Annotated in this window: 18 protein-coding genes and 1 pseudogene; 2 read left to right on the plus strand and 17 right to left on the minus strand. The window is 64.3% G+C overall.

Annotated elements, in window-relative coordinates; all coding sequences use genetic code 11:
- Nucleotides 1–144 precede the first annotated feature (144 nt).
- The 6 genes from ACS3WB_RS10345 to ACS3WB_RS10370 form a co-directional block, all read right to left on the minus strand.
- Entirely contained in the window at nt 145–1,035 is an 891-nt protein-coding gene (locus ACS3WB_RS10345; RefSeq protein ID WP_438275476.1) for a replication initiator protein A, read from the minus strand.
- Nucleotides 1,036–1,053: 18 nt separating this feature from the next.
- A complete protein-coding gene (locus ACS3WB_RS10350) occupies nt 1,054–1,335 on the minus strand; it encodes a helix-turn-helix transcriptional regulator (protein ID WP_423266877.1) in 282 nt (93 codons plus the stop codon).
- Nucleotides 1,336–1,624: 289 nt separating this feature from the next.
- On the minus strand, nt 1,625–2,203 hold the full coding sequence (locus tag ACS3WB_RS10355; RefSeq protein ID WP_438275477.1) for a DUF2285 domain-containing protein: 579 nt from the start codon (nt 2,201–2,203) through the stop codon (nt 1,625–1,627).
- Between the two features lie 28 nt (nt 2,204–2,231).
- Entirely contained in the window at nt 2,232–2,435 is a 204-nt protein-coding gene (locus ACS3WB_RS10360) for a transcriptional regulator domain-containing protein (protein WP_438275478.1), read from the minus strand.
- 110 nt (nt 2,436–2,545) lie between these two features.
- Nucleotides 2,546–2,821, minus strand: a complete 276-nt coding sequence (locus ACS3WB_RS10365; protein WP_438275479.1) for a DNA -binding domain-containing protein — start codon at nt 2,819–2,821, stop codon at nt 2,546–2,548.
- A gap of 90 nt (nt 2,822–2,911) precedes the next feature.
- Nucleotides 2,912–3,151, minus strand: a complete 240-nt coding sequence (locus ACS3WB_RS10370) for a hypothetical protein (protein WP_438275491.1) — start codon at nt 3,149–3,151, stop codon at nt 2,912–2,914.
- Between the two features lie 41 nt (nt 3,152–3,192).
- Here ACS3WB_RS10370 and ACS3WB_RS10375 point away from each other — a divergent pair.
- Both ACS3WB_RS10375 and ACS3WB_RS10380 read left to right on the plus strand, forming a co-directional pair.
- Nucleotides 3,193–4,421 (plus strand): IS3 family transposase gene (locus ACS3WB_RS10375; RefSeq protein WP_438275492.1). Its coding sequence is split into 2 segments (ribosomal slippage): nt 3,193–3,523 and nt 3,523–4,421, totalling 1,230 coding nucleotides; the frame shifts between segments, so codons are not numbered across the junction.
- A 232-nt stretch (nt 4,422–4,653) separates the two neighbouring features.
- Nucleotides 4,654–4,872, plus strand: coding sequence for a helix-turn-helix domain-containing protein (locus tag ACS3WB_RS10380; RefSeq protein ID WP_438275480.1), 219 nt, complete (start codon nt 4,654–4,656; stop codon nt 4,870–4,872).
- A gap of 201 nt (nt 4,873–5,073) precedes the next feature.
- Here ACS3WB_RS10380 and ACS3WB_RS10385 read toward each other — a convergent pair.
- The 11 genes and pseudogenes from ACS3WB_RS10385 to ACS3WB_RS10435 all read right to left on the minus strand — a co-directional run bounded on the left by ACS3WB_RS10385 (nt 5,074) and on the right by ACS3WB_RS10435 (nt 19,551).
- A pseudogene (locus ACS3WB_RS10385) lies at nt 5,074–6,121 on the minus strand (IS110 family transposase).
- A gap of 264 nt (nt 6,122–6,385) precedes the next feature.
- Entirely contained in the window at nt 6,386–6,709 is a 324-nt protein-coding gene (locus ACS3WB_RS10390) for a DUF736 domain-containing protein (protein ID WP_438275481.1), read from the minus strand.
- A 585-nt stretch (nt 6,710–7,294) separates the two neighbouring features.
- On the minus strand, nt 7,295–7,735 hold the full coding sequence (locus ACS3WB_RS10395; protein ID WP_438275493.1) for a hypothetical protein: 441 nt from the start codon (nt 7,733–7,735) through the stop codon (nt 7,295–7,297).
- A 142-nt stretch (nt 7,736–7,877) separates the two neighbouring features.
- Nucleotides 7,878–8,045, minus strand: coding sequence for a hypothetical protein (locus tag ACS3WB_RS10400; RefSeq protein ID WP_394536662.1), 168 nt, complete (start codon nt 8,043–8,045; stop codon nt 7,878–7,880).
- A gap of 274 nt (nt 8,046–8,319) precedes the next feature.
- Nucleotides 8,320–8,601 (minus strand): hypothetical protein, encoded by a 282-nt coding sequence (locus ACS3WB_RS10405; protein ID WP_438275482.1) that lies wholly within the window; start codon nt 8,599–8,601, stop codon nt 8,320–8,322.
- Nucleotides 8,602–8,736: 135 nt separating this feature from the next.
- Entirely contained in the window at nt 8,737–9,660 is a 924-nt protein-coding gene (locus ACS3WB_RS10410; protein WP_438275494.1) for a DUF2493 domain-containing protein, read from the minus strand.
- A 309-nt stretch (nt 9,661–9,969) separates the two neighbouring features.
- Nucleotides 9,970–11,007, minus strand: coding sequence for a DUF7146 domain-containing protein (locus tag ACS3WB_RS10415; RefSeq protein WP_438275483.1), 1,038 nt, complete (start codon nt 11,005–11,007; stop codon nt 9,970–9,972).
- Nucleotides 11,007–15,320, minus strand: coding sequence for a strawberry notch-like NTP hydrolase domain-containing protein (locus ACS3WB_RS10420; protein WP_438275484.1), 4,314 nt, complete (start codon nt 15,318–15,320; stop codon nt 11,007–11,009). The genes ACS3WB_RS10415 and ACS3WB_RS10420 overlap by 1 nt, the downstream gene beginning before the upstream one ends.
- A 148-nt stretch (nt 15,321–15,468) precedes the next feature.
- Nucleotides 15,469–15,882, minus strand: coding sequence for a hypothetical protein (locus ACS3WB_RS10425; protein WP_438275485.1), 414 nt, complete (start codon nt 15,880–15,882; stop codon nt 15,469–15,471).
- 166 nt (nt 15,883–16,048) lie between these two features.
- Nucleotides 16,049–18,187 carry a ParB/RepB/Spo0J family partition protein gene (locus ACS3WB_RS10430; RefSeq protein WP_438275486.1) on the minus strand — a complete coding sequence of 713 codons (2,139 nt, stop codon included), beginning with the start codon at nt 18,185–18,187 and terminating at the stop codon, nt 16,049–16,051.
- A gap of 170 nt (nt 18,188–18,357) precedes the next feature.
- Nucleotides 18,358–19,551: a DUF932 domain-containing protein gene (locus ACS3WB_RS10435; RefSeq protein ID WP_438275487.1), complete on the minus strand. Its 1,194-nt coding sequence runs from the start codon at nt 19,549–19,551 to the stop codon at nt 18,358–18,360.
- Between the last annotated feature and the right edge of the window lie 228 nt (nt 19,552–19,779).

Here is a 19,779-nt window from a genome sequence, read left to right on the forward strand (position 1 = left end):
TTCCGAAGGAATCTAGGTTAGAGAAGTTACGGCCGTCGCAAGCCCTTGAAACGCGACGATGAATCGTGGATTCCGGTCCCCGATAGCACGAGGATCGGGTCCCTGATGGCACGATAGGGGCGGTCCCCGATAGCACGAGTGAATTCACAGCTTGTCCCCAAAGCGCGTTGACGGTTTCCGTCGCGGGCGCGGCGGGGTGAAAAAGGTCGGATCGGTTGCGACGAAGGTGAGCAGTTCGGGACCACCACCGACCTGCTGCGTGATGGAGAGCCGGTAGCCTGGCAGGGGCTGGCGGCGGATGATGTCGCGCAGGTCGTAGGCGAAATGCTTCAGCGGCGAGAGGCTGCCGGATTTCCGGTGCAGGTGGGCGAAGTCGAAGCTCCAACCGAAGGACTGGCGGCCGCCGTGTTTGCGCACGACGCGGTAGAGCCAGCGTTCGAGCCCGCCGGTCAGATCGAAATAGGCGCGGTCGATAGTCAGTACGAGCGCGTCATCGAGAACGGCGCGATAGAACCAGTCCGGCAGGATCAGCTCGACGCCGACAGGGCGGCCGTCGCGATCGGTTCGCTCCTGCCATTCGTTGATCCACGAGAAGCGATGCCGACGACCTGCCGCCGGTTGACGGATCGAGGTCGCGACGGTGGTGGATTGGAGCCGGTCGAGCGCGGCCTTCAGGCGCTGGTAATCGCGCATCGACACGCCGCGGCCGACGAAGGTCAGAATCTCGTAAGCGCTCGTCGCCATGAGCCGGGAGGTACGCAAGCCCGCGTCGCGCGCCTCGACGATCTGGCTCGCGGCCCAGATCAGGATATCGGCATCCCAGATGGTCGCCATGCCGTGATCGGGCACAGCCTCGACACGGATGGTCACATCGCCGGCCTTGAAATCGATGGGTGCGATGCGTTTCGATTTGGCGAGGGAGAAGAACGGATAGGCCATGAGATCCTGCGCGTCTCGTGGCGCGAAGTCGCCGGGGAGCGCCCGGAACAGATCGAGCTGTCCGCGCTCCGAAGGGGACTGTTGCCGCGCCGCCATTCTGGAAATCGTGCGCCGTCAGCGTGCGTGTCGTCCTGCGCGCGCTGGCGACGTCGGCGACTGGCGCTTGGCGGGAAGAACCGAACCGCGCGGATCGGAGGTCGAGGTGACGGCGCCGCGATCGGCCCAGGCTTCGAGATCGTCGATGGCATAGACGACGCGGCCGCCGAGCTTTCGGTAGGCCGGGCCGGTTCCGTAGGTCCGGTGCTTTTCCAGGGTCCGGGCAGACAGGCCGAGGAATTCGGCGGCTTCCTTGGTGCGCAGAAAGCGCGGCGGGAGAACGGCGAGTTCAGGTCGCATGGATCGGCCTTTCGTGGTGTTTGCGTGAGCCGCTGGAAATCAGCGGCGGGCGAAGACCACGATGGCGAAGCGAAACAGGTCAGATGGAGTGGGATTTTGAGGGGACCTGAAATCCCACACCACGTCCGCCGAGCCCCTGGGGCGGGCCGACAGCAAAGATGTGTTCGCGGCGGATGGAAGGAATTTTGTGAGAAGCGCTATGCTATCGGCATTGTACGTCAGCGGTTCGCGAGAGGCGGGCAACGCATCCGCAGGTGTCCTGCGATCATGTAACGGCGATGTTCTGCGTTCATTGTTCGTCGTTTTCGGTTCGCCTGGTTCGCGAACCCTGGGACCGCCGGTGGCGCAGCAACGTTCGATAACCTCCAGCGACCATCGCATGGGCATCGCGCAGCAAGGCCATGACGGCGTGGCGGGCCGAGGATATCTGCCAGTCGTCCCGCTTCATCCGCGGAAGACGGAAGATGATCCGGGCGATCTCCTGTTGGGTAGCGCCATCCCGGAAACCATCAAACGCTTGCAGCATGTGACGCATCCGTCTGCGTTTCTGCCGCGTGAGGCGTGTGTCCGGCGGCACCGCGCGGCCGTAGAGCGACGCAAGAAGGCGGTAAATGGACTCTATCCGATCAAATCCTTCCAGACCGATCGGGACCATGGCGACCAAAGGAGTCGCAGACGAATAGTCAGCTGACAGGATGAGCTGGAGGTGCTGATTCTTGCTCACCTCGTAGAGCAGAAGCATTTCGCCACCCTGTTCGACCGATCGAGCGATATCGAATGCGGCTCGTGCATCGCGATCCAGAGAGAAGATCGGGGGAGCCGCCGCCAGCACAATTGTGCTGGTGTCGGCATGTGGGAGCCAGAACACCTGCGCCTTGGGAGGGGCCTGCAGCGGATCAAGCGGGAAATCGCAGCCCCCACTGCTGCCGAATCCTGCCGGTCAGCAATTGAGGATCCTCCTTGTCGCGCGAGTACGCATCGAAATCATGATCATACGCTTCATTGCGACGGAGCCATTCCCAGGCGATGTCAGAGGCAGCAAGCCCGTCAACGTGGAGGTAGAGCGCCGGGGAGCGCCATCCTGAAGCGTCCGGTATCATCGTCAGTCCTCCCTCCGTCAAATTGCGGGGGAGCCAGCATTCCCGGAACGATTGTGATGCTGAAGCCGCGAAGTTTGGCGGGGGCGATGCCGCGGCGGCACCACGCGGGATCAGTGACACTGACTTTCGCGCACCAGCTCGCGATACCCGTGCTCGGTCATCCATCGGGCACGCGCAAGGTGCGTGTCGTGGATCCGGCGACAGCGCTGCGGATTGTTTTGTGGGTCGAGGCCAAACAGGATTTGAACGGCTTCCTGCCAGTCGGCGCCATCACGCGCCGCGTCGAGCAGCCGCAGATAGAGAACCATATGCTCGCGATCATACGGGGTCAGCCGCTGACTTAGCGGCGGTTCGTCCAGGAATGCAGGTATCGACGGTCCCGTCATCGCAGGACATTCTCACGGTTACTATATTTCAACCATCGCCCGATGCGTGCATCTTGGGAAGGCAACAAATAGTTCGATGGGGCGAAACGGCTATCGACGACGCTGATGGTTGGGCGTGTCATGATGCAGCAGGACCCCTTTCCCTTTGTCGGTGGAGAGCAGAACGATCCCCGCCGCTTCAAAGGCCCTGCGCACCTGATCGCGCGTCGTTTCGTAAACCTCGAGGCTGCTTTCGGATTCGAGGCGTTTCAACGCGGTCAGTGATACACGGGCCTTGTCAGCAAGCGTCTCCTGGGTCCAACTGAAACGGCCCCCGAATTCCCCGGACAGGTCTCACCCTTAAAATAAGGGTTGGGAGTAATGTCGTGTCTATGACTGGTTCTTATCCGAAGGTTGAGGTCCTGACCGGGCCTGAGCGCCGCCGCCGGTGGTCGGTTGCGGAGAAGTTGGAAATCGTCGCGCAGACGCGCGAGGCGGGCGTCACGGTCAGCCTTGTCGCCCGCCGGTGCGGGGTGTCGCCGAACCAGCTTTTCACGTGGCGGCGGCTTGCCGAGCAAGGGGCGCTGACCGCGACGGCGGCCGAAGAAGAGGTGGTGCCTGCGTCGGCCTTCCGGGCGCAGCAGGAGCAAATCCGCGAATTACAGCGGCTCCTGGGCAAGAAGACCCTTGAGGTGGAAATCCTGAAAGACGCCCTCGACCTGGCGGAGGATATAAAAAAACGGAGATTGCGGTCGCTGTCGCTGCCCAAGGACGGTTTGCCATGAGCGCCGTCGCCGCGACGCTGGACGTGGCCCGTTCGCACCTCGCCGCGCGGCTGGCGCTGCGGACGGCCGGGCGCTCCCCACAGCGCAGAGGCCGTCCGCCCCTGCCGGAAGAGGCACTGCTGGCCGAAATCGAGGCGGTCATCGACGATATGCCGAGCTACGGCTATGCTCGCATCTGGGCCAGGTTGCGTCGCAAAGCCCTGGCCGAGGGCCGCTCGCCCGCCAATCGCAAGCGCGTCTATCGGGTGATGAAGGTCCATGGCCTTCTGCTCGAACGCCATGCTGGCGGGATCGAGCGCCGTCACGACGGCCGCATCGCTGTCGCGCGCTCCAATTTGCGCTGGTGCTCCGACGGCTTCGAGATCGGCTGCGACAACGGCGAAAAGGTTCGCGTCGCCTTCGCGCTCGATTGCTGCGACCGGGAAGCCATGGGCCATATCGCCACCACCGAGGGCATCAAAGGCGAGGATGTGTGCGACCTCATGGTCACCGCCGTCGAGCACCGCTTCGGCAAGGTCAACCGCTTGCCGCAGACCATCGAATGGCTGACCGATAACGGCTCCTGCTTCATCGCAGGTCCGACCCGGCGCTTTGCCCGCGAGATCGGTCTGGAACCGCTCACCACCCCGGTCCAGAGCCCGCAGAGCAACGGCATGGCCGAAGCCTTCGTGCGCACCTTCAAACGCGATTACGTCGCGGTGAATCCCATCCCGGATGCCAAAACCGTCATGCTCGCCCTGCCGGAATGGTTCGACCACTACAACGAGCTTCACCCGCATCGGGCGCTCGGATATCGTTCACCCCGCGAGTTCATCGCGGCCCAAGCAGCACCGTGAGAAATGTCCGGGCTTTTGGGGGCTACAACACCAACCAAGCAGTGCGCGTGCGGCCCGCGACTGTCGAGCGGTGATCATGCATGATCACCTCCACCGACGCGAATGCGCACGCCAGAACTACGACTTCTCTATTCGAGCCAATTGGATAGCAAGGACTTGAACGCGCTCCAGAAGCTCATTTACATATTATAGTTGATAATCTTAAAGTGTGTAAATAGCGATCTTCCTGCGCATGGATATGCGCAAGTTGGTTGGCCGGAACTTTGCCCGCCTGCGTCGGGAGAAGGGCCTGACCCAGGAAGAGGTCGAAGCGCGTTCCGGTTTCAGTCAACAATATCTCAGCAGTCTCGAACGCGGCCGGCGAAATCCAACCGTGATCACGCTTTATGAACTGGCTCAGTCCCTCGGCGTTAGCCACGTCGAGCTGGTTAAGCCCGACGATCAAAGCTGAACTGCATCCCCGCGAGGATCATGCTTCTCTTCGTGGTCGAGACAAAGCCCGCCACAGGATGGGATCAGAGGAAGCCGGTGGAACAATCTATAATGCGACATCGCTTCGGCACGCCTCAGCGGTCAAGTCGTATTTGCGAACTCACCGTTCCCCGTTCCCTCGCGGGAAGCTACCTCGGCCAAGCTTTCACTCAGCCGAACTCTAAGTCGCTGGAACCGTTGCTTCCGGCTTCTTACCCCAATCGAATTCCGTTCCGTCCACCCACAGACGATGCAAGATCACGGCGATCCGGCGTGCGAGAGCAATGATTGCCTTCTTGTGCCCTCGGCGTCGCGATATCTGCGTCGCCCAGGCTTTGAGAGCCGACCAGCGTTTCACTCGCGTCAAAAGTACCTGTGCAGCTTCGTAGAGCAAACTTCTCATCATCTCATCGCCCCACCGTGAGATCCGGCCACTATGATCTACCTCGCCGGATTGCTGTTTTCGCGGCGTCAGCCCGAAATGCGCGCCGACGGTGCGGGATCGCGTGAAGCGAGAGGGGACATCGACGGTCGCGCGGAACGTCAGCGCTACCAGAGGGCCGACACCCGGAACTGTCATGAACCTGCGAGTTACCTCATCTTGGCGCGCCAGCTTGATTAGCGTGTCGTCCAAACGTCCGAATTGTTCTCTCAATGACCGCCTTGCCAGCAACAGAGCGTCGGCAACAATGTGCAGGTCGGTTTCTGCAATCAATTCCCGTACACGTGGTTCGAAGTCTCGTGCCGTCACCTTGCCGAGGTGATATCCGAAATGACGGATCAGCCCACGGATTTCATTCTCGACGTCCTGAAGCTTATTTCGGAGGAGTTGTCGAGCCGTAAGGATAGTTCGTAAGCGCTGGCTGGTTGGCGTCTTAACGTGAACCGGTTTGAACAAGCCGACGCGCATCATCTGGGCAATCCCGCGTGCGTCATGTCGATCGGTCTTATTGAGTTGAGCGGACAGCGCCGCTTTCATATGCCGAGTTTCAACACAGATGACGGGAATGTTTGCTTCTGCAAGATGCCCGTAGATGTGCTGAGACAACATTCCCGCTTCAAGGACCGACCCGCATGATGCAAAACGATAGAGATAGGATGTGCTGAGCGATTTCCTCTGGAGCGGAGGAAAGTTTCCGCTCGTGGACGACGCGGCCATCATGATCGACGACGCACAAATTGACACTGCGGGCAGAAACATCGAGTCCGATATAGTGGCTGTGAGACATGCCGAATCCCTCCAAACCGAGGACCGACACTTCTCTTAGCCAATATCGAGATGGATTTGTGAACTACGACTTATCTAGTCGTTCCGCACATCGGATACGACGCGCGCGGCCAGCCGAATACTCCATCTATAATAGTCGTTCTTGGGGCTGTCTGCGAGAGAAATCGGCTTGCCAGCGCGTGCCGGTTCTCGTCGGCTCGCGGAGGTGATTCGCGCGAGCAAGCGAAAGGCCCCGGCCTGTTCGGCCGGGGCCTTGCTCTCAGGCTCAGTCGCCGCGGCGGGTCGGGCGGGACCAGATCAGCGAGTGGGTGTCGCCGTCCTCGTCGTCGAAGAGGTTGGCGTAGATGGGAGCGTTGAAGCTCGGATCGTCGAGCTTGAGACCCAAGTATTCACGGCCTTCGTTGGAGCGCTTGGACCAGGCGGCGCCGATCTCCGCGCGACCGACCAGAACCCGATGGCTGGGGGCATTCTCGCCGCTGGCGCGCTGGTCGGGGACGATGCGCACGCCCTTGGCCTGGACGCTGAGAGTGACGATTTCGCCGGTGAACTCGTTCGAGCCGGTCTTCTTGAACGTGCCGATGGTCGCCATTGTAAGTCTCCGTTTCGTTTTCGGGACCGCTCCATTGCGGCCTCGATGGCGATCGACAGGCCGGAGGCGACCGACGCCGCATCGCTTGCGACCGCAGCAACGCGGAGGACGGCGCAGGAACGACTTTGTTGTTTCGCGAGGAATGACGGCCTTGGCCGGCAGGGGAAGAAAGTCGGGACGCGGCGTTGCGGCATAGGCGGTCGAGGCACAGCCGTCCTTCGGTCAGATCAGGCCATTGAAGAGGCCGTACGGGGCGGTCTGGAGACGATCAGGAACGGAAGACTTGGCGACCCGGTCACAACCGACAGGAGGTGCAGGTTGAAGATCATCCGCAGCTCGTCCTTTCCTCGTACAGGCGAGGATCGAGCTTTCGCTTCGAGACAGGTCAGTGGAGATGACGCCCTCGACTTCGTGTTGCGCCGTTTCGCGAAGAGAGGTGCCGAGCAGAATCTGGGCGCTCTTAAAGGAGTCGGCCGCATGGCGGCCTCAGTCAGATTCCGATGACGCGGCTCCCTCTCCAACTGCACAACGCCGGGGGGCTGAAACTCATGATCTGGTCGTACCGGCGACGGTTCCGCGGCGGCGTCAGGCTCGTGCAATGCCCTGGCTGGACGGGCCGGTGGCCGCCATTCCCGCGACGCGCGCGAACGCTGTGACGCCGACCGCGATGGCACCGATGACGGAGAACACGAGCTGCCAGGTCTCCGACGGCATGGTGTGCTTCACGATGCTATGCGTGGCGTGGTAGCCGGCGATCGCTGCTGGCGCGACGAATGCGAGCGCGATCAGCAGGCGCGCCCAGAGCGGGCGGACAATTCCAAGCAGGATTTGTCCCGCGCCCAGCGTTAGGCCCGCGCCGACCATGCCGACGAGGATCGCGCCGAGCCAGCCGGCGCCGGTTTGATAGGCCCAAGTGCCGGCGGTCACACCGGCAAAGAAGGGCAGCGCGAGGACGGCGAGCGTGAACAGCAACCAGCACAAGACGCCGATCGCTGCGAAGGACAGAACGATACCGAGGATAATCATGGTGGTGTCTCCGAAAGAGCAAAATCTGACGGTCGCGCCTTCCACCACCACCACGGCGCGCTCGGGAGCATAGCAAAAGCTGTGCTCCGGCGGGAGCGGAAACCGCACAGGTCTCCGCATTGCCTGGAGGGGTGGCGCGCCGTCATGGCGCGAAGGGATCGACCTCGTGGACGATCTCCGAGACGTCGCCGTCGTATTCGTTGGCTGGCGAGACTGACAGGGTGCCGTCGCCGGCGCGGAAGATGACGATGACGGCCATCAGGCTGGCGGCGAGGCTGAAGGCAAAGGCGTGAGCGTCGTTGAGGGACATCGATCCGGCTCCTGTTTCGAGCGGAAGACCATCCCCCGCTGACAGGCGCCCGATGTGTTCGGCCGATGGCCGCAATCACCGCGTGGGCGAAGCCAGCGCGGCGGCACGCTTTGCGTAGTCCGACCCCTTGCGGGTTGATGGCGTCAGGCCATCGGCTGAACCAAGGACCAGCGACATGAAGCGGGGGTGGTGCATCCGCCGTGGAGCTGGCGAGTGCGATCCCGCGACTGTACCGTCTTCACCGGAGTCTGTGCTGCACCGGCATCCGCCATGATCAGCGAGATTTTGGCAGGCGGTCGACAATACGCGTCCAAGTGGGAGATGGCGGTTGAGATTTAGTGAGTTTGCGAGCCTCGTCACTTTGAGCGACGTTCTCGTTTCCGACGGCGATGTCGGGTTCGAGCGACTGGACGAAGGCAAATGAGTAAAAGGGCGCTTCGACAATAGCATTCGCATAGATCAGCTGACCCACGGTGCCGGGCAGACCCACGCGCATGTTTATGGGCGTAAGGGCCACGAAATCGGTGTCGTCAATTTCGACGGTTCTGCGAGTCACGGCACGAAATGCCGTTTGAGTGACGCCGATGCTGACGCTCTGCGAGATCGTGGTTTCACGATTGAGGCCGGCAATATCGTCGAGTGGATCGTGCTATCCAATCAGCCTGAACTACTGTTTGGGTGATGGCGGCGCTTACGCGCCGCCAAACTTCCAGACCGGGATGCCGAGCTTCTTGGCCTTGTCGGCGAGGTTGTCGTTGATGCCCGTGCCGGGGAAGTGCAGCACGCCTTTCGGTACGATCTGCAGCATCTCGTCGTTGCGCTTGAAGGGTGCGGCGCGGCCGTGCTTTGTCCAGTCGGGTGCGAAGCCGATTTGCGGGACATTGCGATTCCTGGCCCAGAGGGAAGCGATCTTCTCGGCGCCCTTCGGCGACTTGCCGTGGATCAGCACCATGTCGGGGTGCTTTTCGTGGACCTGGTCGAGCTTTGCCCAGATCAGGCGGTGGTTGTCGAAATCGAGCCCGCCGGTGACGGCGATCTTCGGGCCGGGCGGCAGAAGCACCTCCTGCTCGGCGCGCTTCTTCGCCATGATGAAGTCGCGGCTGTCGATCATCGCCGAGGTGAGGTTGCGATGATTGACCTTCGATCCTGACCGCGGGAGCCATGCTTTGCCGACCTGGCGTTCGTAGTGCTCGGCGGATTGGTCGCGCATCAGTTCGAAGGCGGTCTGGCGTTCGACCAGTGTCTTGCCCTCGGCGATCAGGCGCTCGAGATCGACCGACTTCACCTCGCTGCCGTCCTGTTCGCGCTGGGAGCGCTTCTGGGACTGCTCGTTGTCGTCGAGCTCGCGGTTGATGCGTTCGGCGGCGCGATGAAAGACGTTCACGGTCGACCAGAGCAGATCGTCGAGGTCGGGTTCGAGGCGCGTGTCCTCCAGGGTCACGATCAGGGCGTCGAAGATGTCGGCGATCGCGCCCGCGACTGCGTTGCCGTCCGGCAGAAGCCGCTGATCGGGTTCGTCGGCGAAAGGCCGGTAGCCGTGGAGCTGCAATTCGTTGAGGACGTGGTCGGTCGGTGAGGATTCGTGGTGCGGTTCGTAGTCGTCGAGATCGCGCATCGGATGCTCCGTCGGATGGACCGCGACCGTCGCGGCCTTCATGGCGACGAAGCCCACCGGCGGGATGGCGCTGCACCCGGAGCGTAAGCGGAGGGCCGGAGCGTCAGCGGAGGATGGCGAAGGCCGGCTATTTTGGTTCGCGATGGAAAGCGGCCCCTTGAGGCCGCGCCGGAAAATAGTCGGCCGCAGCCATTGCCGGGCCGGCCCGCCTGTGGGCCGATCGCCCTCTCGAAGGCCGAGGCGCGGTCCTCTCCGATGCCTTGCATGCGAAGGGTTTGACGGCCGCACCGTCACCCCCTTCCTTACCGGCTATGCCGCCAGCGCCATGAAGCGTGCGACGTCCTGCGGCCCGAGCTGCACCCGCGTCTGACTGCGCAGGGTCGCGAGGCCGAGGGTGCGGAGATCCTCGTTGAAGTCGCCGAGCTGTGGCGAGATCACGATCGTCTCGATCCCGGCCGCGTTCGCCCGTTCGACCAGGCTGTCGCGCGCACCATCGCCCGCCGGATCGTCATCGCGTAGGATGTAGAGCCGACGCAGCGTGTCCGGGAACAGGATGGCGGCGAGATGTGCTGCGGAGAGCGCCGCCACCATCGGCATGTTGGGCACGACCTGTCGGACCGAAAGGACCGTCTCGATGCCTTCGCCGGCCGCCATGACCTCGCCGCCGACGCCAAAGCGAACCGCATTGCCGAGAAGGTCGCCCATTGCTCGTCTCGGGGTGTCGAGTGGCGCCTTGTCCCGGCGTTGCGGGTCGAGCCAGGTGCGATGCGCCCCGGTGATCCTGCCATCGAGATCGGTGACGGCGGCGATCATGGCCGGCCATGTCTCGGTCGTTGCGTGCTCGTCAGGGCGATAATAGCAGCGCGGGTGGAAATACAGATTTCCGGTTCCACGGAGATCCGTAATGCCGCGTTGCCGCAGATACGCCGCGACGATTGTGCCCGCGATCGGCTGCGACATGCGGATGAGGCGCCGTGCGGCTTCGGGCGATCCATGCGGTGCGGGCGCCAGCGGCTGGAAGACCGACGGTTCCGGTGCTGACGATGGCATGCTGAGGAAGGTCCGAGCCTCGTCAGCGACATCCTTGAAGTCGATGAGGCCGCAGCTCTCGCGGATCACGTCGAGAAGATCGCCATGTTCGCCGGTAGCGGCGTCGGTCCATTTCCCGGCAGGGCCTTTGGGCGAGTCCTTCAGCCGGACGTACATCGAGCGGCCCTTGGTGTTACGGGCATCACCTACCTGCCAGTAATTGCCCTGACGGTGGCCGTTGCTGAGATAATGGCGGCACACCGCCTCGGCCTGCCGGCCGAGACGCTGCGCGAGGTCGGATGCGTCGAGACGGGCCATCACGCCGCCTCCCGCTCGCCGACGCGCTGGATCGGATATCTGTCGATCAGCTTGCCGATAATGGCCGCGCCGTCAGCGCCGATGGGCACGAAGAAGCGAAGCTTCCACGAGATGATCTCGCTGAAGAGACCATCGGCGCGCAGGCGCTCGCGCATCGCGTCGGTGAAGCCCGACAGTTCGATGCGATCGCCGCCCATGACGCGCACGCGGCGAAGCTGGAGACTCTCGGCGAGATCGAGGATCGTCTTGCCCTCGACCAGCGCGGCATAGGCATGGTCGGCGGACAGGTTCGTCGTCCCGACCGTCGTAGCGTTGGCGACCCAGGCCGGTAACACGCGGCGGCCGATGATCCGTTCCCCGTCATCGGTCTGGAGCCGATAGACGCGGCTCGACTCGTTGGGCAGCCGCTTCCAGATCGGTAGCAGGAGACCGGCGACGATGTGGATGGTGGAATCGGACCAGGCCGGCACGTCCGCGACCTCGGCGTTCCACGCGGCGGTGAACTCGGCCCGGCTGGCGGCGATCCAATGGCTCTCGTCCATCATGCGCAGCGAGGCGTGATGCTGCTCCATCGGCCGGATCAGCCGGACGCGACGTTCAATCTCGCCATCGTCGAGCATGAGCGAGGGCGCCGGAAGCTGAACGGCGGCGCGGTGCGAGCGCTCGTTGACCAGCAACATGGCGGCCGGATCGTCGAGCCACGCCATGGCTTCGTCGGCACTCATCGGCCGGTTGCGCTCGCGCTGCTGGATGGTGAGCAGGCTGGTTTCCGCGCCCGTGCCCGGATGGGTGTAGATGGTTTGGCGATCGGTGACGACGAAGCTCTCCGCGCGCAGCGTTTCCAGTCCGATGTCGTAGATGCCGGCGGCGATCGCGCCCTCGACCTTGGCGGTCAGGAGCTGCTCGAAAGCGGCAAACAGGACGTCCTGCAAGTCGATGGTCAGCGCGAGCAGGCGATTGAGGAAGGTGGTGATCGGCGGCAGCTCGTCCTTGATGCCGTTGTCGTCCATCAGCTTCAGGCCGGTCGTGTCCTCGAACCGCTGGAGCGAGCACCCCTCGACCTTGCCGCGGACGATCAGGATGTAGAGCTGACGAAGCGCATCACGCGCATAATGGCTCTCCAGATTGTCCTCGGGCCGGAAGAGGCCCTGGCCGCCGGTCTGGCGCTGGCCGCGCGTGATCGCGCCCAGCGTGTCGAGCCGGCGCGCGATGGTCGAGAGGAAGCGCTTCTCCGCCTTCACATTGGTCGCGATCGGGCGGAAGAGCGGCGGCTGCGCCTGGTTGGTGCGGTGCGTGCGGCCGAGGCCCTGGATCGCCGCGTCGGCCTTCCAGCCCGGTTCGAGCAGATAATGGACGCGAAGCCGCGTGTTCCGCGCCGACAGCTCCGCGTGGTAGCTGCGGCCCGTGCCGCCGGCGTCGCTGAACACGAGCACGCGCTTCAAATCGTCCATGAAGGCCTGCGTCTCGGCGAGGTTGGCGGATGCCGCGCGGGTCTCGACCACAAGGCGCTGCCCCTTGCGCACGATGCGGCGCGAGCGACCAGTGACCTCGGCCACCATGTCGCTCCCAAAATGCTGAACGATCTGGTCGAGCGCGCCCGGGACCGGCGGAAGGCTGGCGAGCTTCTCGATCAGCTCGGTGCGGCGGGCAACCGCCTCGCGGCTCTCGACGGGTTGGCCGTCACGATAGACCGGGCGCGAGGACATATTGCCCTCGCCGTCGGTGAAGGGCTCGTAGAGCTGCACCGGGAAGGAATGGGCGAGATAGTCCAGGACATATTCGCGCGGCGTGATGTCGACGCGAATGTCATTCCATTCCTCGGTCGGGACTTCGGCCAGGCGCCGTTCCATCAGCGCCTCGCCGGTCGAGACGATCTGGATGACCGCCGAATGCCCCGCCTCCAGGTCCGCGGCGATCGAGCGGATCAACGTCGGCGTCTTCATCGAAGTCAGCAGATGACCGAAGAAACGCTGCTTGGCGCTTTCGAAGGCGGAGCGGGCAGCGGATTTGGCCTGGCGGTTCAACGTCCCGGTCGAGCCGGTGATGTTGGCGGCCTGCATGGCCGCGTCGAGATGGTTGTGGATGATGGCGAAGGCGCCGGCATAGACATCGTAGATGCGCCGCTGCTCGGCGGTCAGCTCATGCTCGACCAGCTCATATTCCACCCCGTCGAACGACAGCGAGCGGGCGGTGTAGAGGCCGAGTGCGCGCAGATCGCGCGCGAGCACCTCCATCGCCGCGACGCCACCGGCCTCGATCGCCTCGACGAACTCGGCGCGGGTGGAGAATGGAAAATCATCGCCACCCCACAGTCCCAGGCGCTGCGCGTAGGCAAGGTTCTGGACTGTGGTGGCACCGGTGGCGGAGACATAGACGACACGGGCATTGGGCAAGGCGTGCTGCAGGCGAAGTCCTGCGCGCCCTTGCTGCGAAGGCGTGACATCGCCCCGTTCTCCCTTGCCGCCACCGGCGTTCTGCATCGCGTGCGCCTCGTCGAAAATGATCACTCCGTCGAAATCGGAGCCCAACCATTCGACGATCTGCTTGACCCGCGAAACCTTCTCGCCGCGGTCGTCGGAGCGCAGCGTGGCATAGGTTGTAAATAGGACGCCTTCCGGCAGCGCGATCGGCTTGCCCTGCGGGAAGCGCGAGAGCGGCGTGACCAGCAGGCGCTCCATGCCGAGCGCGGACCAGTCGCGCTGCGCGTCCTCGATCAGCTTGTCGGATTTGCTGATCCAGACCGCCTTGCGCCGGCCCTGCATCCAGTTGTCGAGCACGATGCTGGCGGACTCGCGCCCTTTTCCGACGCCGGTGCCGTCGCCGACGAAGAAACCGTGCCGGAAGCGAATGGCGCCGCGCGCATCATCGGCGGCGGCCGCCACGACATCGAAGGTGGCGTCGACGGTCCACGAGCCCGCGAGAAAATCGGAATGGGCTTCGCCCGCGAAAATCAGGGTTTCGAGCTGGGCGTCGGACAGCGAGCCGAGGATGGTCGCCGGCAGCGTCGGCCGATAGCTCGGCTTTGGCGGAGCGACCGAGGCCATGGCGGCCGATTGCACGAGCTTGGTGGGATGGGCCTGAGAGCCGGGAATACGGATCGTCTGCAATCCGTATTGCTCGTAGATCGCGTCGCTGAGGCGAGCGCTCTCGGCCGGGGTCCAGTCGACGGTCTCATAGGCGAGTGGCACGCCCTCGGGATCGGCGATGCTGGTGCGGTTCGGCGACGGGGTCGCGGCGCGGGCGAGATAACCGCGAACGGTGCGCGGTGCGGCGCTGACCGGCGTGATCCAGACAGCAGGCGCAAGAGGCGAGCGCGGCGGCACATGCCCGGCGATCCACGTCATCAGCGTGGCGATGTCGGGCGCGGTGCCGGGTGATGCGGGAAAGGCGGTCGAATCGTCGGCCGGGATCTTGTCGATCACGGTCAGCCGGGTTTCGACGGTCGTGCCGTGCTTGGCATAGACCGAGCCGTTCACGGCAGCGGTGAAGACGACGCGGGCCCGCTCCTGCAGGCGAACGAAGGCGTCGCGCCAGGCCGGCATGTCCGGTCCGAAATTCGCGCCGGTGATCGCGACCAGGCGCCCGCCATCGGCGAGCCGCGCGAGCGCGGATGCGAGATGGCGATAGGCTGCGTCGGCGACCCGCCCCTCGACATTGGCGAGCACTGAGAATGGCGGATTCATCACCACCACGGTCGGGACGGTCGCCGGGTCGAGATGATCGTCGATCTGGGCCCCGTCGAAGCGGGTCACGGGAACGGCCGGAAAGAGGGATGAAATCAACGCGGCCCGGGTTTCGGCGAGTTCGTTGAGGACGAGCGTGCCGCCGGTGATTTCGGCGAGGATGGCGAGAAGGCCGGTGCCGGCCGACGGCTCAAGCACGCGATCGGCGGGAGTGATGGCGGCCGCGGTGATCGCGGCCAGGCCGAGCGGGATCGGCGTCGAGAATTGCTGGAAAGCCTGAGCCTCTTCGGAGCGACGCGTGTGGGTGGGCAGCAAGTTCGCGATCTTGCTGAACCGCGCAGCGGCCGCAGCCGGAGAACCGGCTTTGCGCAAAAGCGCCTTTCCGTATTTGCGGAGCATGAGGACGGTAGCGGCTTCGCAAGCCTCATAAGCGGCCTTCCAGTCCCAGGCGCCCGAGGTGTCGGAGGCGCCGAAGGCGGTCTCCATGGCGGTGCGCAGGATCGCAGCGTCGATACGTTGACCGCGCTCGAGATGAGGAAGGAGGAGAAGTGCCGCGGAATGGATGGCGGCGACATCGGTCGGCTGATCGACGCCGATCGGCAGCGCCGACGCAAGGGTGTGAGCGTTCATGGGGGACGTCCTCGGGAGAGCGGAGGGGGAAAGCCCGCCGGCGCTCTCTCTCGGACCGGACGGGCTCAACCCGTCCCGGCCTCCCTCTCGCTCTCAAAGGGCGCGGCCCGGCCGCGCCATCAGGCGACAGACAATGGTCTCGATGATGTCAGGCATCATCGCCGCCATCGAGCATCTCAGCGAGCCAGCCGTCAGTATAGGTCCAGGCCACGGTTTCACCGGTCGCGAGATCGAGGACATGCGCGCCGCCACCGAAGCCGTCGAGACGAGGCCGGGAGCAGGTGTTGGCGTACTGGAAACCCCAGCGTCCGGTGAGGTGGAATTCGGCGGCGCAGCGTATGACGAACTGGATCAGCCGTTCGGGATCGCCAGTGACGTCGTCGCGCATCCAGAGTTTGGTGCCGCCATGTTCGGGCTGGATGGACAGGAGGAAGCCATCGGACGGCGGTTCCTCGGATGCTCCGTCCTCGGACAGCTGGTTGTAGAGATCGAGCGCGCGGGCTGCGTTCTCGGGCGTGCCGACATCGAGCAGGCATGAGAAATGGGTGAAATAGTCGGCCATGCGGCCACTCCCGGAGAGCAGGGAAAGGGCGAGCCGGCAGGCGCTCTCTCCTCCATGTCCGGCTCGCCACGCCCGGGCCAAACTCTCCCTCTCGATCGCCGCGCATGAAAAAAGCCCGACGCCCCCGAAGGGGCGCCGGGCTGGTCAAGTCAGATGAGGACCGCCGTCACTCCACGGCGGCGAGGTGCCGTTCCTCCTCATCATCGGTGTTGGTCTCCTCGTCATCGCCGTCGAGGAAGTCCGGCAACGCCTCGTCGCCCTCGCCAGCATCCACCTCGGTGCTTTCAACATCGGCGGCGGAGTTGCGCAGCGGTTCGGGCAGCCAGCCCGTCTCTGCGAGGAGACGTTCGGCTTCGGTCGCCATATCGCCCTTCTTCAGGTGCGCGATGAGATGGGCGGCGCGCTCGCCGGCGCCTTCGCGCACAGCTTCGAGGATGCGCGGCTTAGTGACGCGGCCGAGATAGTTGGCGACGGTCGGCCGCCATCCGGCTTCGGCCATGTCGAGCCCGACCGTCAGCGACAGGCGATCGGCCTCGGCGATGCGCTGTTCGACACTATGCGCCGAGACCCGGCCACCGTAGCGATCGGCCCGCTCATAGAGCGCATTGACGCCAAACGAAGCGCAATAGGCGAAGAGTTCGGCCTGTTCTGGGCCGGTCAGTGCGGCCAGCCCATCCCAGAGATCGGCCACCTTGCCCGGAAGCCGCCTGCGCCAGCTATCGTGCCGGGCTTCGATCGCCTTGGCATAGACGCTGTCACGCAACCCTTCGGGCTGCGAATGGAAGGTCGTGCCACGCACGCTGACCTCCATCGCGAAGCCGTACTGGCTGCCGCCGTAGAACACGTCCTGGCAGAACTTGTGCAGGACAGCGACGAAGGCAACCGAGGGATCGCTGGCGAGCTTGTCGCGGAGCGCGAGGGTCCGATCGGCGGTCAGCTCCGTGATCAGGCGATCGGGGAGCGGCTTGATCGTGTCGTCCTCGTCCTCCTCCTCGGACTCGGCGGGTTTGCCACCGATGGTGATGACCGCGCGCTGGACCGAAGACATCGCCGGATGGTCGGCGTCATGTTCGCCGTCATCCTGTTCATCCCCTTCGCCGCCGTCCACCTGGTTGGCGGGCTCGTCCTCGGGGCGGACATAGCCGCGATCGATCGACAGCGTGCCGTCGGCATCCAGGCTGACGAAGACACCTGCGATCGCGATGTCGGCGGGCTCATAGTGGACCGGCCGCTCGTCGAAGCTCGCGAGGGCGGTTTCGATTTCACCGAGACGCTGGTCGATCTCGTCCGGCAGCTCGTCGGCATCCTCATATTCGGCCTCCAGCTTGGCGTACTCGGCGTTGAGCGCCTCGATGGCCGCCTGTTCGTCAGCCGTCAGGTCGAGCGGCGTGCCCACGATCTCGCGCAGACCGTGGGTGGCGCCGTAGGGAAAGCTTATGCCCACCGCGATCCATTTCCAGCCTTCGCCGGCGATCGCTTCCGCCGACACCTTCAGCTTCTCGGCAACCAGGCGATCGAGGAGCGCCGGATCCTGCAGCCAGCCGCCGTCGTCATCCTGGAAGAGATCGCGCAGAACGCAGCCGCCCGCCGTCTCATAAGCGTCGATGCCGACGAACACGGCCCGCTTGTCGGACGCGCGCACCGCGCTCTCGGTCAGCATGCGCCGGATTTGGTAGGGTTCCTTCTGCCAGCTATTGCGGACCGACTCCCAGACCTGCTCCTGGCGCGCGTGATCGTCGGTGACGGTGAACGCCATGAGCTGTTCGAGCGTGATGCCGTCCTCGGCGTAGATGTCGAGCAACGCCGGCGAGACGGCCGCGAGACGAAGCCGCTGCTTCACGACCTGGACGGGCGCGAAGAATGCAGCCGCAATCGCCTCCTCGGTCATGCCCTTCTCGCGCATCGCCTGGAACGCGCGGAACTGGTCGAGGGGATGGAGCGGAGCGCGCTCGATGTTCTCGGCCAGCGACACCTCGTCGACGAGAATATCGGCGTTGGCGTCCGACACCACGCAGGGCACCTTGGAGGCCTTGGTGAGGCGCTTCTGCTTGACCAGGAGCTGCAGGGCACGGAAGCGGCGCCCGCCCGCCGGCACCTCGTATATGCCGGTATCCTGGCCGTCGGCATCGAGCACGGGCCGGACGTGGAGAGACTGGATGAGACCGCGCCGGGCGATCGACTCGGCCAGCTCGTCGATCGAGACGCCGGCCTTGACGCGGCGGACGTTCGACTGGCTCAACACCAGCTTGTTGAAGGGGATGTCCTGCGCCGACGATAGGGTGATCTTCTGAATGGCAGTTGCCATGAGACTTACTCCGCGACGGGCGCCGAGAGCCTCTCTCTCGACCCTAAACCCGTCACGAAGCGAAGCGCCGCCCTCTCACTCTAGGAGGGCAGCGCATCGAGATCGGCGGACGCTGGAGGAAAGGCGCAAAGCCGGAGATACGGAGAGCCGCATCTCCGGCTTTGCAGGGATCAGGCGGCGCGATCGAGGAGCTTCTTGGCCTTGCCTTCGAGTTCGAGCCGCGCGTCCTGATGGGGCTTGTCGCGGGCGACCGCGGTGATGCCCTGCACGAAATCGAAGATGCTCTCCGGCGGGCGGCCTTCCTCGGCCAGCACCGCGTCGATGATCTTGCCGGTCTCGGCTTTCGAGAAGCCGCGGCGGCGCAGGAATTCGGTGCGCTCCTCGTCCTTGTGCGCGACGATGCGTTCGCGCGCCGCCTTGATGCCGTTGATGAAAGGCTGCGGCGAGGAGTCCGCGAAGGAGAGCAACGCCGGCGCCGCCTCATGGGCGAAGCGCGAGGCGGCGTATTTGGAGTGGCGGATGGTGATCTCCTCGAAATCCTCGACGCCCCACAAATTGCGATTCTGGCACACGGCCCTGAGATAGAAGGACGCGATGCCTAGCGTTTTCGCGCCTACTTCGCTGTTCCAGGCATAGAAGCCCCGGAAATAGAGATCGGGCGATCCGTCCGCGAGCTTGCCGGCCTCTATCGGATTCAGATCGTCAACGAGGAAGAGGAAGACGTCGCGGTCGGAGGCGTAGAGCGTCGTGGTGTCCTTGGTGATGTCGACGCGTGGATTATAGACGCCGGTTGACCAGTCGAGGACACCGGGCACTTTCCATCGGGTATCGCCGGTGCCGTTCCCGGCGATGCGCTGTACGGCCTCGACCAGTTCGTGGTCATAGATCCTGCCATAGTCCGGGCCGGTGACGGCGCGTAGCTCGACGCGGCCGTCGTCGGTTTCGAGCGTCTTGATCTGTTCGGCGCGGTGAGCGGTCAGGCCATATTGCAGGTTGATGCCGGCGAGCGCGGCGGGGAGTTGCCGCAGATAGGCGGCCGGCGCGCCGACATGGCTCGCGAGCTGGCCGAAGCTCCAGTGCGTTGGCGCGATGGGCTTGTCGGCTCCCGGCAGGATCAGGGCGAGCCGTTCGGGATCGGTGCGGCTGGCTTCCACATGGATGAGCGCGGATTCGACGACGCGCGTCCGGCTGCGCTCAGTCCGCTCGCGGACGGTCCGGCCCAGTTCGGTGAGCGAGAGATAGCGCTCGTCGTCGGGCCGCGAGAACCACTCCGAGGAAACGCGGCCGATGCGCTCGCCGCGGTTGACGTCCACCTTCCAGCCGCCACTCACGTCGCGCCGGGCATCGAGAACCTGCATGTTCATGGGATCAAACTCCATGACGGGCGCCGGAAGACTCTCTCCCGACCCTCAACCCGTCACGGAAATCCGGTCCGCACTCTTACTCTAATGGGGGCGTTGCGGGGCAGGCTGTGCAGAAACTCTCCCTGATGTCGCTGGGCTTGGATCTCGCCGGCTAGCGTTGGCGTGGCGCGACACAATTCAGCATCGTGCTACCTCGGGTTTGACAGAGTGAGCCCGATAGCTTTCGAA

This window comes from Nitrobacter sp. (assembly GCF_051535215.1).
Taxonomy (GTDB): domain Bacteria; phylum Pseudomonadota; class Alphaproteobacteria; order Rhizobiales; family Xanthobacteraceae; genus Nitrobacter.

Excerpts from the sequence above, each read along its gene's own strand:
- ACS3WB_RS10345 (WP_438275476.1), bottom strand. The coding sequence starts at position 1,035 with ATGGCGGCGCGGCAACAGTCCCCTTCGGAGCGCGGACAGCTCGATCTG.
- ACS3WB_RS10350 (WP_423266877.1), bottom strand. The coding sequence starts at position 1,335 with ATGCGACCTGAACTCGCCGTTCTCCCGCCGCGCTTTCTGCGCACCAAG.
- ACS3WB_RS10360 (WP_438275478.1), bottom strand. The coding sequence starts at position 2,435 with ATGATACCGGACGCTTCAGGATGGCGCTCCCCGGCGCTCTACCTCCAC.
- ACS3WB_RS10365 (WP_438275479.1), bottom strand. The coding sequence starts at position 2,821 with ATGACGGGACCGTCGATACCTGCATTCCTGGACGAACCGCCGCTAAGT.
- ACS3WB_RS10380 (WP_438275480.1), top strand. The coding sequence starts at position 4,654 with ATGGATATGCGCAAGTTGGTTGGCCGGAACTTTGCCCGCCTGCGTCGG.
- ACS3WB_RS10390 (WP_438275481.1), bottom strand. The coding sequence starts at position 6,709 with ATGGCGACCATCGGCACGTTCAAGAAGACCGGCTCGAACGAGTTCACC.
- ACS3WB_RS10395 (WP_438275493.1), bottom strand. The coding sequence starts at position 7,735 with ATGATTATCCTCGGTATCGTTCTGTCCTTCGCAGCGATCGGCGTCTTG.
- ACS3WB_RS10400 (WP_394536662.1), bottom strand. The coding sequence starts at position 8,045 with ATGTCCCTCAACGACGCTCACGCCTTTGCCTTCAGCCTCGCCGCCAGC.
- ACS3WB_RS10410 (WP_438275494.1), bottom strand. The coding sequence starts at position 9,660 with ATGCGCGATCTCGACGACTACGAACCGCACCACGAATCCTCACCGACC.
- ACS3WB_RS10415 (WP_438275483.1), bottom strand. The coding sequence starts at position 11,007 with ATGGCCCGTCTCGACGCATCCGACCTCGCGCAGCGTCTCGGCCGGCAG.
- ACS3WB_RS10420 (WP_438275484.1), bottom strand. The coding sequence starts at position 15,320 with ATGAACGCTCACACCCTTGCGTCGGCGCTGCCGATCGGCGTCGATCAG.
- ACS3WB_RS10425 (WP_438275485.1), bottom strand. The coding sequence starts at position 15,882 with ATGGCCGACTATTTCACCCATTTCTCATGCCTGCTCGATGTCGGCACG.
- ACS3WB_RS10430 (WP_438275486.1), bottom strand. The coding sequence starts at position 18,187 with ATGGCAACTGCCATTCAGAAGATCACCCTATCGTCGGCGCAGGACATC.
- ACS3WB_RS10435 (WP_438275487.1), bottom strand. The coding sequence starts at position 19,551 with ATGAACATGCAGGTTCTCGATGCCCGGCGCGACGTGAGTGGCGGCTGG.